Annotated in this window: 16 protein-coding genes; all 16 read left to right on the forward strand. The window is 59.9% G+C overall.

What is annotated here, in order from left to right; all coding sequences use genetic code 11:
* Positions 1-251: 251 nt before the first annotated feature.
* The 16 genes from iscR to bamB all read left to right on the forward strand — a co-directional run bounded on the left by iscR (position 252) and on the right by bamB (position 13,569).
* Positions 252-743 carry a Fe-S cluster assembly transcriptional regulator IscR gene (gene iscR / locus NUV89_RS03425; protein WP_122763850.1) on the forward strand — a complete coding sequence of 164 codons (492 nt, stop codon included), beginning with the start codon at positions 252-254 and terminating at the stop codon, positions 741-743.
* Between the two features lie 50 nt (positions 744-793).
* Complete coding sequence (locus NUV89_RS03430; protein ID WP_257780297.1) at positions 794-2,008, forward strand: IscS subfamily cysteine desulfurase; 1,215 nt, start codon at positions 794-796, stop codon at positions 2,006-2,008.
* A gap of 99 nt (positions 2,009-2,107) precedes the next feature.
* Positions 2,108-2,494 (forward strand): Fe-S cluster assembly scaffold IscU, encoded by a 387-nt coding sequence (gene iscU, locus NUV89_RS03435; RefSeq protein ID WP_010565229.1) that lies wholly within the window; start codon positions 2,108-2,110, stop codon positions 2,492-2,494.
* 28 nt (positions 2,495-2,522) lie between these two features.
* Entirely contained in the window at positions 2,523-2,846 is a 324-nt protein-coding gene (gene iscA / locus NUV89_RS03440) for an iron-sulfur cluster assembly protein IscA (RefSeq protein ID WP_003175963.1), read from the forward strand.
* 8 nt (positions 2,847-2,854) lie between these two features.
* Positions 2,855-3,376: a co-chaperone HscB gene (hscB, locus tag NUV89_RS03445; RefSeq protein ID WP_257780298.1), complete on the forward strand. Its 522-nt coding sequence runs from the start codon at positions 2,855-2,857 to the stop codon at positions 3,374-3,376.
* A gap of 53 nt (positions 3,377-3,429) precedes the next feature.
* Positions 3,430-5,292, forward strand: coding sequence for a Fe-S protein assembly chaperone HscA (gene hscA / locus NUV89_RS03450; protein WP_257780299.1), 1,863 nt, complete (start codon positions 3,430-3,432; stop codon positions 5,290-5,292).
* Between the two features lie 3 nt (positions 5,293-5,295).
* Positions 5,296-5,637, forward strand: a complete 342-nt coding sequence (fdx, locus tag NUV89_RS03455) for an ISC system 2Fe-2S type ferredoxin (protein WP_017736823.1) — start codon at positions 5,296-5,298, stop codon at positions 5,635-5,637.
* Positions 5,638-5,651: 14 nt separating this feature from the next.
* Positions 5,652-5,852 carry a Fe-S cluster assembly protein IscX gene (gene iscX / locus NUV89_RS03460; protein WP_257780300.1) on the forward strand — a complete coding sequence of 67 codons (201 nt, stop codon included), beginning with the start codon at positions 5,652-5,654 and terminating at the stop codon, positions 5,850-5,852.
* Between the two features lie 92 nt (positions 5,853-5,944).
* Positions 5,945-6,370, forward strand: coding sequence for a nucleoside-diphosphate kinase (gene ndk / locus NUV89_RS03465; protein WP_003175956.1), 426 nt, complete (start codon positions 5,945-5,947; stop codon positions 6,368-6,370).
* A 29-nt stretch (positions 6,371-6,399) separates the two neighbouring features.
* Positions 6,400-7,548 carry a 23S rRNA (adenine(2503)-C(2))-methyltransferase RlmN gene (rlmN, locus tag NUV89_RS03470; protein WP_017736821.1) on the forward strand — a complete coding sequence of 383 codons (1,149 nt, stop codon included), beginning with the start codon at positions 6,400-6,402 and terminating at the stop codon, positions 7,546-7,548.
* A 12-nt stretch (positions 7,549-7,560) separates the two neighbouring features.
* Positions 7,561-8,319, forward strand: coding sequence for a type IV pilus biogenesis/stability protein PilW (gene pilW, locus NUV89_RS03475; RefSeq protein WP_257780301.1), 759 nt, complete (start codon positions 7,561-7,563; stop codon positions 8,317-8,319).
* Complete coding sequence (locus NUV89_RS03480) at positions 8,319-9,317, forward strand: RodZ family helix-turn-helix domain-containing protein (RefSeq protein ID WP_257780302.1); 999 nt, start codon at positions 8,319-8,321, stop codon at positions 9,315-9,317. Before pilW ends, NUV89_RS03480 begins: the two co-directional genes overlap by 1 nt.
* A 2-nt stretch (positions 9,318-9,319) precedes the next feature.
* Positions 9,320-10,429 carry a flavodoxin-dependent (E)-4-hydroxy-3-methylbut-2-enyl-diphosphate synthase gene (gene ispG / locus NUV89_RS03485; protein ID WP_017736818.1) on the forward strand — a complete coding sequence of 370 codons (1,110 nt, stop codon included), beginning with the start codon at positions 9,320-9,322 and terminating at the stop codon, positions 10,427-10,429.
* Positions 10,430-10,452: 23 nt separating this feature from the next.
* Entirely contained in the window at positions 10,453-11,742 is a 1,290-nt protein-coding gene (gene hisS / locus NUV89_RS03490) for a histidine--tRNA ligase (RefSeq protein WP_257780303.1), read from the forward strand.
* Between the two features lie 41 nt (positions 11,743-11,783).
* Complete coding sequence (locus NUV89_RS03495) at positions 11,784-12,425, forward strand: tetratricopeptide repeat protein (RefSeq protein ID WP_257780304.1); 642 nt, start codon at positions 11,784-11,786, stop codon at positions 12,423-12,425.
* Positions 12,418-13,569, forward strand: coding sequence for an outer membrane protein assembly factor BamB (bamB, locus tag NUV89_RS03500; protein WP_257780305.1), 1,152 nt, complete (start codon positions 12,418-12,420; stop codon positions 13,567-13,569). Before NUV89_RS03495 ends, bamB begins: the two co-directional genes overlap by 8 nt.
* The last annotated feature ends 93 nt before the right edge of the window (positions 13,570-13,662 follow it).

The following is a 13,662-nucleotide window of genomic DNA, read 5'->3' on the forward strand; positions in this document are numbered from 1 at the left end:
GCGGTGGGTCAGTAATCCAAGAGGTGGCTGGCATACCGCTATCGCAGGCAAGCCAGCTCCCACATTTGATCTCCATTGGTCTTGAGATCGGGCGTTGGCCCTGATCCCGCTGTTCCTCCCCACCCCATCCTGCTATGATTCGCGCGCCCTTTTTACGGGTAATCCTGACTAAAGTACTAGGTCTTATAGTTGACTTAAATACTCGGGAATCGCATACTCGCTCCCATTCTGAAACACCTTGGTACTTGTCCATGAGACTGACTACAAAAGGCCGATACGCGGTGACTGCCATGCTCGACTTGGCTTTGCACGCGCAAACTGGGCCGGTGTCCCTGGCCGATATCTCCGAGCGTCAAGGCATTTCCCTGTCCTACCTTGAGCAACTGTTCGCCAAGCTGCGCCGCAGCAACCTGGTTTCCAGCGTGCGTGGGCCAGGGGGTGGCTATCAGCTTTCGCGCGATATGCAGGGCATCCAGGTCGCCCAGGTGATCGATGCGGTCAACGAATCCGTCGACGCCACCAAGTGCCAGGGCCTGGGTGATTGCCACGCCGGCGACACCTGCCTCACGCACCACCTGTGGTGTGACTTGAGCCTGCAGATCCATGAGTTTTTGAGTGGTATCAGCTTGGCTGATCTTGTGACTCGCCGTGAGGTGCAAGAAGTAGCCCAGCGTCAGGACCAGCGCCGTTGCAACACCAAGGTGCCGCGTCTGGACAAGATTGAAGCGTCCGCCGTCGAGTGACAGCCGAAGAGCTAACGGCACGCCAGCCAGCCTGATTTAGGAGAAAGTCCATGAAATTGCCGATTTACCTTGATTACTCTGCGACCACCCCGGTTGATCCGCGTGTCGCGCAAAAGATGAGCGAGTGCCTGCTGGTTGACGGAAACTTCGGCAACCCTGCCTCCCGTTCACACGTATTTGGCTGGAAAGCCGAGGAAGCGGTCGAGAACGCTCGTCGCCAGGTCGCTGACCTGGTCAACGCCGATCCGCGCGAAATCGTCTGGACCTCCGGTGCCACCGAATCCGACAACCTGGCAATCAAGGGCGCGGCGCATTTCTACGCGACCAAAGGCAAACACCTGATTACCACCAAGATTGAGCACAAGGCTGTCCTCGACACCATGCGCCAACTGGAGCGTGAAGGTTTCGAGGTCACCTACCTCGAGCCGACCACCGACGGTATCGTCACCCCGGCGATGATCGAAGCCGCGCTGCGTGAAGACACCATCCTGGTTTCCGTGATCCACGTGAACAACGAAATCGGCACCATCAACGACATCGCGGCCATCGGCGAGCTGACCCGTTCCAAGGGCATCCTGCTGCACGTCGACGCTGCTCAGTCCACCGGCAAGGTCGATATCGACCTGTCGAAACTGAAAGTCGACCTGATGTCGTTCTCCGCCCACAAGACCTACGGCCCTAAAGGCATCGGCGCCCTGTACGTGAGCCGCAAGCCGCGCGTGCGCATCGAAGCCACCATGCACGGCGGCGGTCACGAGCGCGGCATGCGTTCGGGCACCCTGGCGACCCACCAGATCGTGGGCATGGGCGAAGCCTTCCGCGTAGCCAAGGAAGACATGGCTGCCGAAAACATTCGTATCAAGGCGCTCAGCGACCGTTTCTACAAGCAGGTCGAGAACCTTGAAGAGCTGTACATCAACGGCAGCATGACCGCCCGTGTACCGCACAACCTGAATTTGAGCTTCAACTACGTCGAAGGCGAGTCGCTAATCATGGCGCTCAAGGACCTGGCGGTTTCGTCCGGTTCGGCCTGCACCTCGGCTTCCCTTGAGCCGTCCTACGTGCTGCGCGCCCTGGGCCGCAACGACGAACTGGCACACAGCTCGATCCGCTTTACGTTCGGCCGTTTCACCACCGAAGAGCAAGTTGACTACGCCGCGCAGAAAATCTGCGAAGCCGTGAACAAGCTGCGCGTCCTGTCGCCACTGTGGGACATGTACAAAGACGGTGTCGATATTTCCAAGATCGAGTGGGCGGCACACTAAATATAGAAGCCGCCACCCCAGCTCTGTAGGCACGTGGCGGAAAACGCAGGCGTGTCTACAGGGTTCCAGAGCGGCCCTGATGAGTGAGGATTCAGTACCATGGCTTACAGCGAAAAGGTCATCGACCACTACGAAAACCCGCGTAACGTCGGCAAGATGGACGCGGAAGACCCAGATGTCGGCACCGGCATGGTCGGCGCTCCGGCGTGCGGCGATGTGATGCGCCTGCAGATCAAGGTCAACGAAGCGGGCGTTATCGAAGACGCCAAGTTCAAGACCTACGGCTGCGGTTCGGCCATCGCCTCCAGCTCCCTGGCGACCGAATGGATGAAAGGCAAGACCCTGGATGAGGCTGTCACCATCAGCAACACCCAGCTGGCCGAAGAACTGGCCCTGCCGCCAGTGAAAATCCACTGCTCCGTACTCGCTGAAGACGCCATCAAGGCGGCCGTTCGCGACTACAAGCAGAAGAAAGGCTTGATCTAAGCATTTGGCGACGAGTAAGGAGTCAACGATGGCTATCAGCATGACAGAAGCGGCTGCGCAGCACATTCGCCGCTCCCTGAATGGGCGCGGTAAAGGTGAGGGGATTCGTCTGGGTGTACGCACCACGGGCTGTTCCGGCCTTGCCTATGTGCTGGAGTTCGTCGACGAGGTGGTTGCGGAAGACCAGGTGTTCGAAAGTCACGGCGAAAAAGTGATCATCGACCCTAAAAGCCTGACCTACCTGGACGGCACCGAACTCGATTTCGTCAAGGAAGGGTTGAACGAAGGCTTCAAGTTCAACAACCCCAACGTGCGCGGTGAATGTGGCTGCGGCGAAAGCTTCAACATCTGAGGCTATTCGTGGGTACTCCTTGTCATTTCGCTTTATTCGAGCTGCAGCCGAGCTTTCGGCTGGACCTTGAGCAGCTTGCCACGCGCTACCGAGAGTTGGCGCGTGGGGTGCATCCAGACCGCTTTGCTGACGCCTCCGAGCGCGAGCAACGTGTTGCTCTGGAGAAGTCGGCCAGCCTCAACGAGGCTTATCAGACCCTGAAAAATCCGCCGAAGCGCGCGCGTTACCTGCTCGCGATGAACGGTGGAGAGCTGCCTTTGGAAGTCACGGTGCATGATCCCGACTTCCTGATGCAGCAGATGCAGTGGCGCGAAGAGCTCGAAGACTTGCAGGACGAAGCCGATCTGGCGGGTGTCGCAGTCTTCAAGCGTCGTCTGAAAAAGGCCCAGGATGAGCTCAACGAAAGCTTCGCAGCCTGTTGGGATGATGCAGCGCAACGTGAACAGGCCGAACGCCTGATGCGGCGCATGCAGTTCCTCGACAAGCTCACCTACGAAGTGCGCCAGCTAGAAGAGCGCCTCGACGATTAACCCCGTGTGCTGCCCGTGATGCACGCCTGATAGACAGATAAGACCTGATTACCATGGCCCTACTGCAAATCGCCGAACCCGGCCAAAGCCCACAACCGCACCAGCGTCGCCTGGCGGTCGGGATTGACCTGGGCACCACCAATTCCCTGGTTGCTGCCTTGCGCAGCGGCTTGTCCGAACCGCTGCCCGACGCCGATGGCCAGGTGATCCTGCCGTCCGCCGTGCGTTATCACGCGGATCGCACCGAAGTCGGCGAGTCGGCCAAATTGGCCGCGTCCACCGATCCCCTGAATACCGTGCTGTCGGTCAAGCGCTTGATGGGTCGTGGATTGTCCGACGTCAAGCAATTGGGCGACCAGCTGCCGTACCGCTTTGTCGGCGGCGAATCCCATATGCCGTTCATCGACACCGTGCAGGGCCCGAAAAGCCCGGTGGAAGTGTCGGCCGATATCCTCAAGGTGCTGCGCCAGCGCGCGGAATCCACCTTGGGCGGCGAACTGGTGGGGGCGGTGATTACCGTTCCAGCCTATTTCGATGATGCCCAGCGCCAAGCCACCAAGGATGCGGCGAAACTTGCCGGCCTCAACGTGCTGCGCCTGCTCAACGAACCGACGGCTGCTGCAGTGGCCTACGGTCTGGACCAGCATGCCGAAGGCCTGGTCGCCATCTACGATTTGGGCGGCGGCACCTTTGATATTTCGATCCTGCGCCTGACCGGCGGTGTGTTTGAAGTGTTGGCCACCGGCGGCGACAGCGCCTTGGGTGGCGATGACTTCGACCACGCCATCGCTGGCTGGATCATCACCAGTGCCGGTCTGTCCGCCGACCTGGACCCGGGCGCGCAGCGCAACCTGCTGCAAACCGCCTGCGCCGCCAAAGAAGCGCTGACGGATGCTGCATCCGTTGAAGTTTCCTACGGCAACTGGTCGGCCCAGCTGACCCGCGAAGCCTTCGATGTGTTGATCGAGCCGATGGTCGCCCGCAGCCTGAAAGCCTGCCGCCGCGCCGTGCGTGATTCCGGTATCGAGCTGGAAGATGTCGGTGCCGTGGTCATGGTCGGCGGTTCCACCCGCGTGCCACGTGTTCGTGAAGCCGTCGCCGAGGCCTTTGGTCGTGAGCCATTGACCGAAATCGACCCGGATCAAGTGGTCGCCATCGGCGCCGCGATCCAGGCCGACACCCTGGCCGGCAACAAGCGCGATGGTGGCGAACTGCTGCTGCTCGACGTGATTCCGTTGTCCCTGGGCCTGGAAACCATGGGCGGCCTGATGGAGAAGGTGATTCCGCGCAACACCACCATCCCCGTTGCCCGTGCCCAGGACTTCACAACCTACAAAGATGGCCAGACGGCCATGATGATTCATGTGCTGCAAGGCGAGCGGGAGCTTATCAGCGACTGCCGCTCCCTGGCGCGCTTCGAATTGCGCGGCATCCCGGCGATGGTGGCCGGTGCGGCGAAGATTCGCGTGACCTTCCAGGTCGACGCCGATGGCCTGCTCAGCGTTGCGGCGCGTGAGCTGGGGTCGGGCGTTGAAGCGAGCATCCAGGTCAAGCCGTCCTACGGCCTCACCGACGGCGAAATCGCCAAGATGCTCAAGGACTCGTTCCAGTACGCCGGTGACGACAAGGTCGCCCGTGTATTGCGTGAGCAGCAAGTGGATGCCCAGCGCCTGCTCGAAGCCGTGCAGGGCGCCCTTGATGCCGATGGCGAGCGCCTGCTGGATGCTGAAGAGCGCATGGTCATCGACCTGCAGATGCAGGAACTGGCCGAATTGATGAAAGGTACCGATGGTTATGCCATCGAGCAGCAGACCAAGCGTCTGTCGCAAGTGACCGATGCCTTCGCTGCCCGCCGCATGGACCAGACGGTGAAAGCCGCCCTGGCGGGACGCAACCTGAATGAAATCGAGGAATAATTAATGCCGCAGGTCATTTTTCTGCCACACGCCGAGCATTGCCCGGACGGTATGGTCGTGGAGGCTGAGACCGGCAAGTCCATCCTCGAAGTTGCCCATGACAACCACATCGAGATCGAAAGTGCCTGCGGCGGCGTCTGCGCCTGCACTACTTGTCACTGCATCATCCGTGAGGGTTTCAATACCCTGGAAGAAGCCGACGAGCTGGAAGAGGACTTTCTTGATCGCGCATGGGGTTTGGAAGCGCATTCACGCCTAAGCTGTCAGGCCAAGGTCGGGACTGAAGACATCACTGTCGAAATTCCGAAATATTCGCTCAACCATGCCGCTGAAGCGCCGCATTGATTCAAGGAAGTGTCATGAGTCTTAAATGGGTTGATGTGCAAGAGATTGCTATCCTGTTGGCCGACGCCAATCCGGATCTGGATCCTTACTCCCTGAACTTTGTAGCTTTGCGTGACATGGTCATGGCGTTGCCAGGGTTCGAAGATGTGCGTGATCGCGGCGGTGAGAAGGTTCTGGAAGCTATCCAGACTGCCTGGAAAGAAGAACAGGACTGACGCCTCCCTTTACGCAGTTAGGCAATACCCAATAACCCGCGTATAATTCGCGGGTTTAATTTTTCGTAAATTACCGTTTCTGGAGTTACACCATGGCTGTTCAACGTACTTTCTCCATCATCAAGCCTGACGCTGTTGCAAAAAACGTCATCGGCGAGATCACCACTCGTTTCGAAAAAGCCGGCCTGAAGGTTGTAGCTTCGAAACTCAAGCAACTGTCCAAAGCTGAAGCTGAAGGCTTCTACGCTGAGCACAGCGCTCGTGGTTTCTTCGGCGACCTGGTTGCCTTCATGATCTCCGGTCCTGTTGTTGTTCAGGTTCTGGAAGGCGAAAACGCTATCGCTCTGAACCGTGAGCTGATGGGCGCTACCAACCCTAAAGAAGCCGCTGCTGGCACCATCCGTGCTGACTTCGCTGAATCCATCGACGCCAACGCTGTACACGGTTCGGACTCCGAAGCCGCCGCTGCTCGCGAAATCTCGTACTTTTTCGCTGCTACTGAAGTAACCGCTCGCTAAGCATTGGCTTAAAGAGTGAGGGTGAATCCATGACTACATCGACTGTTAAAACCAACCTGCTGGGTCTGACCCAGCCGGAAATGGAGAAATTCTTCGACTCAATCGGGGAGAAGCGTTTCCGTGCCGGTCAGGTAATGAAATGGATTCACCACTTTGGCGTCGACGATTTCGACGCCATGACGAACGTCAGCAAGGCCTTGCGCGACAAGCTCAAGGCTATTGCCGAGGTCCGTGGTCCCGAAGTGGTCAGCGAGGACATCTCCAGCGACGGCACCCGTAAGTGGGTGGTGCGCGTGGCGTCCGGCAGCTGCGTCGAGACCGTGTACATTCCCCAGGGCAAACGCGGCACCTTGTGCGTTTCGTCCCAGGCAGGCTGTGCCCTGGATTGCAGTTTCTGCTCCACCGGCAAGCAAGGCTTCAACAGCAACCTCACCGCCGCCGAAGTCATCGGCCAGGTGTGGATTGCCAACAAATCCTTTGGCAGCGTCCCGGCAACCGTCGACCGTGCCATCACCAACGTGGTGATGATGGGCATGGGTGAGCCGCTGCTGAACTTCGATAACGTCATCGCGGCCATGCACCTGATGATGGACGACCTGGGCTACGGCATCTCCAAGCGCCGCGTGACCCTGTCGACCTCCGGCGTGGTACCGATGATCGATGAGCTGGCCAAGCACATCGACGTCTCCCTGGCGTTGTCGCTGCACGCACCCAATGACGCATTGCGTAACCAATTGGTGCCAATCAACAAGAAGTATCCGCTTAAGATGCTGCTCGAATCTTGCCAGCGTTACATGGCGACCTTGGGCGAAAAACGCGTGTTGACCATTGAGTACACGATGCTCAAGGACATCAACGACAAGGTCGAGCACGCTGTCGAGATGATCGAGTTGCTCAAGAACACCCCGTGCAAGATCAACCTGATCCCGTTCAACCCGTTTCCCCATTCTGGCTACGAGCGGCCGAGCAACAACGCCATCCGCCGTTTCCAGGATCAACTGCACCAGGCCGGCTACAACGTCACCGTCCGCACCACCCGTGGCGAAGACATCGACGCCGCCTGTGGCCAATTGGTCGGGCAGGTGATGGACCGCACCCGCCGCAGTGAGCGTTACATCGCCGGGCGCGAAGCGAATGCCGCCGACGATTTGCCGCTGATTGCTGTGAATCGAATCTGAGAGAGGATCTCTATGCCCTTGCGCCTTGCGCTGCTCTTGCTTGTTACCGGCCTCGCGGCCGGTTGTGTTTCATCGGGCCATGACAGCCCTTTGCAAACCGGTAAAGGCCGTGATGAGGCGCGAGTTGCCTATGTGCAGTTGGGCTTGGGGTACCTGCAACAAGGCATGAGCGAGCAGGCCAAGGTGCCGCTGAAGAAAGCCCTTGAGCTGGACAGCGACGATGCCGACGCCAATGCCGCGCTGGCCCTGGTGTTCCAGGCCCAGGCGGAACCCGAACTGGCGGATCAATACTTCAACAAGGCCCTGGCCTCACGACCTGCGGACCCGCGGCTGCTGAACAATTACGGCAGCTTTCTGTTTGCGCAGAAACGTTATGACCAAGCCTCCTTATATTTCCAGCAAGCCAGCGCCGATACCCTTTATCCTGAGCGTTCCCGTGTCTTCGAGAACCTCGGGGTGACCTCGATGCGCCTCGGCCAGCGCGACAACGCTCGCCAACAGTTGGAAAAAGCCCTGCATTTGAATGGTCGTCAGCCGCGGGCATTGCTCGAAATGGCTGAGTTATCCTTTGATGACAGGCATTATGTGCCGGCACGTGACTATTACGAGCGTTTTAGCCTGCTCAGCGGGCAAAATGCACGTAGTCTATTGCTCGGCGTGCGCCTGGCGACGGTTCATGAAGAACACGACACGGCCGCACGTTTTGGCCAGCAACTCGAACGACTCTATCCCGGTACGCCGGAATATCAGCAATACCTGTCGGAGCAATGATGAAAGCGGCGCACCCGGAAGTTGTAGCAGCTAATCGCGTAAACCCAGGCGACACCTTGCGTCAGGCCCGCGAAAGCAATGGTTGGTCGCTGGCAGAAGTGGCCCTCAAGCTCAATTTGACCACCACGTCCCTGGGCAACCTGGAAGCCGGCGCGTTCGACAAGTTGCCTGGGCATACCTTCGCCCGTGGCTACATCCGCGCCTATGCCAAGTTGCTGGGCATCGACCAGGCCGTCCTGGTCCAGGAGTTCGACCAGTTCACCGGCACCGACTCCCAGGGCAGCAATGTCCACGGCCTGGGCCGTATTGAAGAGCCAGTGCGGGTTTCCCACACGATTTTGCGCATTGTCAGCCTGTTGCTGCTGATCGCCGTGATTGGCGGCGGTTTTGTCTGGTGGCAAGACCAGACCTCCCAGCGCACCAAGGACCTGACCAGCAACGCCATGGAGCACGTCGAAGTCGAAAGCGCCGACGGCACCACGCAGATTCATCCGTTGGACGAGCCGGAAGACCAGGCCGTCGCGCAAGGCCAGGCTGCACCTGAAGCACCGGTCACTGGCGAACAACCGGCACCTGAAGTGGCACCTGCCGCAACCGCTGCCGTGCCAGCGCCAGTCACGCCGGCCGCAGCCGCTCACACCCCGGCTGCCCCCGTTGCCCAGGCCCACACGCCAGCCGCACCGGTACAAGCGCCTGCTCCAGCTACCCCGGCCGCTCCAGCCATTTCCCCGCCGACCACCCCAGCGCTGATCGCCGGCGATGGTCGCGTGCAGATTACCTTCGTCGCTGACTGCTGGACGCAAGTCACCGATGGCAATGGCAAAGTGCTGTTTAGCGGTCTGAAGCGTAAGGGAGATACGCTCGACCAGGGCGGCAAGCCTCCTTTGACGCTGCGTCTGGGCTTTGCCCGTGGCGCGCAAGTGGCCTACAACGGCCAGCCTGTGGACGTGGCGCCGTTCACCAGTGGCGAGACCGCTCGCCTCAAGTTGGGACAATAGTCATGCACGGCGAATCTCCAATCAAACGTCGCGTATCGCGCAAAATCTGGGTCGGCTCCGTGCCGGTGGGTGGCGATGCCCCCATCGCCGTGCAGAGTATGACCAACAGCGACACCAATGACGTGGCCGCCACCGTTGCCCAGATCAACCGTCTGGAAGCGGCCGGCGTCGACATCGTGCGCGTCTCCGTACCGGACATGGACGCCGCCGAAGCCTTCGGCCGCATCAAGCAACTGGTCAAGGTGCCGTTGGTTGCCGACATCCACTTCGACTACAAGATCGCGTTGCGTGTAGCCGAGCTGGGCGTGGATTGCCTGCGGATCAACCCGGGCAACATCGGTCGCGAAGACCGTGTGCGCGCCGTGGTCGACGCTGCCCGTGATCGTGGCATTCCGATCCGCATCGGCGTCAACGCCGGTTCCCTGGAAAAAGACCTGCAAAAGAAATACGGCGAGCCCACCCCGGCGGCGCTGGTTGAGTCCGCGCTGCGCCACGTTGAACACCTTGAGCGCCTGAATTTCCAGGACTTCAAGGTCAGCGTAAAGGCCTCCGACGTATTCATGGCGGTGGAAGCCTACCGCCTGCTGGCCAAGGAAATCGTGCAACCGCTGCACCTGGGTATTACCGAAGCCGGCGGTTTACGCTCAGGCACAGTGAAATCTGCGGTGGGTCTCGGTATGCTGCTCGCCGAAGGGATTGGCGATACTATCCGCATCTCGCTGGCAGCTGACCCGGTAGAGGAAGTGAAAGTCGGCTACGACATTCTCAAATCCCTGCGTTTGCGTTCCCGTGGTATCAATTTCATTGCCTGCCCGAGCTGCTCGCGGCAGAACTTCGACGTGGTGAAAACCATGAACGACCTGGAATTGCGCCTTGAAGACCTGCTGGTGCCGCTGGATGTTGCGGTGATCGGCTGCGTGGTCAACGGGCCGGGCGAAGCCAAGGAAGCCCACGTGGGCTTGACCGGCGGTACGCCGAACCTGATCTACATCGACGGCAAGCCGGCGCAGAAGTTAACGAATGACAATCTGGTGGATGAGCTCGAAAGACTGATCCGCCAGAAAGCGGCCGAAAAGGTCGCGGCTGACGCAGCGCTGATCGCGCGCGGCTGATTGAACGAATTTAAGGATTTGATGTGAGCAAGTCTCTGCAAGCCATTCGCGGCATGAACGACATCCTGCCGGAGCAGACGCCGCTGTGGCGCTACTTCGAAAGCACCGTCGCGCGCCTGCTGGATAACTACGGTTACAAGCAGATCCGCATGCCGATCGTCGAGTTCACCGAGCTGTTCAAGCGCTCCATCGGTGAAGTGACCGACATCGTCGAAAAAGAAATGTACACCTTTGAAGACCGCAACGGCGACTCCCTGACCCTGCGTCCGGAAGGCACTGCCGCATGCGTGCGCGCCGTGCTGGAGCATGGTCTCACCGGTGCTGGCCAGCCGCAGAAGTTGTGGTACATCGGCCCGATGTTCCGCCACGAGCGTCCCCAGAAAGGCCGTTATCGCCAGTTCCACCAGATCGGCCTGGAAGTCTTCAACATCGACGGCCCGGACATCGACGCCGAGCTGATCGTGCTGACCTGGCGCCTGTGGGGCCTGCTGGGCATCCGCGACGCCGTCAAGCTTGAACTCAACAGCCTGGGCACCAGCGAATCCCGGGGCCGCTACAAAGTGGCCCTGGTCGAATACCTGTCGGCCCACCTGGACAAGCTGGACGAAGACAGCCAGCGCCGTCTGAAAACCAACCCGTTGCGCGTCCTCGACACCAAGAACGCCGATACCCAAGCCGTGCTGGTCGACGCGCCAAAAATGGCCGACTACCTGGACGACGAATCGCGCATTCACTTCGAGGGCCTCAAGGCTCGCCTGGAGGCTGCCGGTATCCCGTTCGTGATCAACACCAAGCTGGTGCGTGGCCTCGATTACTACAGCAAGACCGTGTTCGAGTGGGTCACCGACAAGCTCGGCGCCCAGGGCACCGTGTGTGCCGGTGGTCGTTACGACGGCCTGGTCGAGCAGATGGGCGGCAAGCCGACCACGGGCGTGGGCTTTGCCATGGGCATCGAGCGGCTGATCCTGCTGCTGGAAACCCTGGAAAAAGTCCCGGAAGAAATCTCCCGTCAGGTGGATGTGTACCTCTGCGCCTTTGGCGAGGCCGCCGAACTGGCTGCCCTGGCCTTGAGCGAAAAGGTCCGCGACCAACTGCCGAACCTGCGCCTGCAGGTCAATGCCGGCGCCGGCAGCTTCAAGAGCCAGTTCAAGAAGGCCGACAAGAGCGGTGCGCTGTATGCACTGATCCTCGGCGATGACGAACTGGCCCAGCAAGTGATAGGTTTCAAACCCCTGCGTGGCCAGGGCGAGCAACAGAACATTGCCTTTGATGCGCTCGCTGCGCACTTGGCCACCTGCGTCGTGCAGGGTTGAAGCTGTCGAACAGCCGAATTTAGCGATTAAGGAGTATTGGGGTGTCGAGTTCTGATGATGATCAACTGGCCGAGTTCAAGGACTGGTGGCAGCGTAACGGCAAGCCCCTGGTTACTGGCGGTCTGCTGGCTTTAGTGGTGGTGTTCGGCTGGCAAGCCTGGCACAAGTATCAGGCCAACCAGTCCCAGGGCGCCTCGATCCTCTATCAGCAATTGCTGGAAACCACCCTGACGCCGGACGGCAAGCCCGACCCTGCGCAGGTTGCGGACCTGGCCGGCAAGCTGAAAAACGAATTTGGCGGTAGCACCTACGCCCAATACGGCAGCCTGTTCGTCGCGAAAGTCGCGGTCGATACCGGCAAGCTGGATGACGCCGCTTTCGAGCTGAAGGCCATCGCCGACAAGCCGACCAACCCAACCCTGGGTGAAATCGCACGTCAGCGCCTGGCTCAGGTCCTGGCGGCACAGAACAAGGCCGACGAAGCACTCAAACTGCTCGAAGGCGATGCTGACAAGGCATTTGTAGCCACTCGCGAAGAGCTCAAGGGCGACCTCTTGGTCCAATTGGGTCGTACCGACGAAGCCAATGCTGCGTACCAAAAAGCCAAGGCGGCGCTGTCTGATGAAGCGGCGGTCGGTGGCTTACAAATCAAGCTGGACGACTTGGCCAAAGGGGATGCGTGACGTGATCCGTTGGAAACATGCAGCATTGCTGGCTCTGGCCGTTCTGGCCGCGGGTTGCAGCAGCAATAGTAAAAAAGAACTGCCGCCTGCGGAGCTGACCAGCTTCAAGGAAGAAGTGGTCCTGCAGAAGCAGTGGAGCCGCTCTATCGGTGACGGCCAGGGTGACACCTACAACATGTTGGTACCGGCAATCGACGGTGACAACATTGTGGCCGCTGACGTGACCGGCGTTGTGATCTCCATGGATCGCATGAACGGTGACGTGAAGTGGAAGAAAGACCTTGAACTGCCCGTCTCCGGCGCCGTTGGCGTAGGTTATGGCCTGGTGATGCTCGGCACGCTGAAAGGCGAAGTCGTGGCCCTGGATTCCAGCACCGGTGAAGAGAAATGGCGCGCTCGCGTGACCAGTGAAGTCCTCGCACCGCCTGCCACCAACGGCGATATCGTCGTGGTGCAAACCCAGGACGACCGTGTGATCGGCCTCGACGCCAGCACCGGCCAGCAGCGCTGGTTGTACGACAGCACCCCTGCGGTGCTGACGCTGCGCGGTACCAGTGGTCCGGTTGTGACCAACAATCTGGCCGTTGCAGGCTTGTCCACCGGTAAAGTAGTCGCCCTTGATACCCAGAACGGCGTGCCGGCCTGGGAAACCCGTGTGGCTATCCCGCAAGGTCGTTCCGAACTGGATCGCGTAGTGGACATCGACGGTGGCTTGCTGCTGTCGGGTGAAACCCTCTACGTCGCCACTTACCAGGGCCGTGTCGCGGCGCTGGACCTGCAGAGCGGTCGTGTGAACTGGCAGCGTGATGCTTCCAGCTACGCCGGTGTCGCCCAAGGGTTTGGCAGCGTCTACGTAAGCCTGGCGTCCGGCACCGTTGAAAGTGTCGACGAGCGTTCCACCACTGCACTGTGGAGCAACGACTCCCTGGCCCGCCGTCAATTGTCGGCACCGGAAGTCTTCTCCAGCTACGTCGCGGTTGGCGACTTCGAAGGCTACCTGCACCTGCTGAGCCAGGTGGACGGTCGCTTTGTCGGTCGCGAGCGTATCGACAGCGACGGCCTGCGTGCTCGTCCGCTGGTCGTGGGTAACATGCTTTATGTGTTTGGCAACAGCGGCAAGCTGGAAGCCCTGACCATCAAGTAAGAACTATGCTTGGGGTAACACCCAGGCGGCCCCGCTTCGGCGGGGCATGCGGCATCTGACGATGCTGCCCCGAGCACCAGCCGCTGCCTTGCA

This window comes from Pseudomonas sp. 18.1.10, assembly GCF_024655625.1.
Classification (GTDB): domain Bacteria; phylum Pseudomonadota; class Gammaproteobacteria; order Pseudomonadales; family Pseudomonadaceae; genus Aquipseudomonas.

What these genes read in the sequence shown, in the direction of transcription:
- iscA (WP_003175963.1), top strand. Translation starts at nt 2,523, where the DNA reads ATGGCTATCAGCATGACAGAAGCGGCTGCGCAGCACATTCGCCGCTCC.
- iscX (WP_257780300.1), top strand. Translation starts at nt 5,652, where the DNA reads ATGAGTCTTAAATGGGTTGATGTGCAAGAGATTGCTATCCTGTTGGCC.
- fdx (WP_017736823.1), top strand. Translation starts at nt 5,296, where the DNA reads ATGCCGCAGGTCATTTTTCTGCCACACGCCGAGCATTGCCCGGACGGT.
- ispG (WP_017736818.1), top strand. Translation starts at nt 9,320, where the DNA reads ATGCACGGCGAATCTCCAATCAAACGTCGCGTATCGCGCAAAATCTGG.
- bamB (WP_257780305.1), top strand. Translation starts at nt 12,418, where the DNA reads ATGCGTGACGTGATCCGTTGGAAACATGCAGCATTGCTGGCTCTGGCC.
- hscA (WP_257780299.1), top strand. Translation starts at nt 3,430, where the DNA reads ATGGCCCTACTGCAAATCGCCGAACCCGGCCAAAGCCCACAACCGCAC.
- rlmN (WP_017736821.1), top strand. Translation starts at nt 6,400, where the DNA reads ATGACTACATCGACTGTTAAAACCAACCTGCTGGGTCTGACCCAGCCG.
- iscU (WP_010565229.1), top strand. Translation starts at nt 2,108, where the DNA reads ATGGCTTACAGCGAAAAGGTCATCGACCACTACGAAAACCCGCGTAAC.
- NUV89_RS03430 (WP_257780297.1), top strand. Translation starts at nt 794, where the DNA reads ATGAAATTGCCGATTTACCTTGATTACTCTGCGACCACCCCGGTTGAT.
- iscR (WP_122763850.1), top strand. Translation starts at nt 252, where the DNA reads ATGAGACTGACTACAAAAGGCCGATACGCGGTGACTGCCATGCTCGAC.
- NUV89_RS03480 (WP_257780302.1), top strand. Translation starts at nt 8,319, where the DNA reads ATGAAAGCGGCGCACCCGGAAGTTGTAGCAGCTAATCGCGTAAACCCA.
- pilW (WP_257780301.1), top strand. Translation starts at nt 7,561, where the DNA reads ATGCCCTTGCGCCTTGCGCTGCTCTTGCTTGTTACCGGCCTCGCGGCC.
- ndk (WP_003175956.1), top strand. Translation starts at nt 5,945, where the DNA reads ATGGCTGTTCAACGTACTTTCTCCATCATCAAGCCTGACGCTGTTGCA.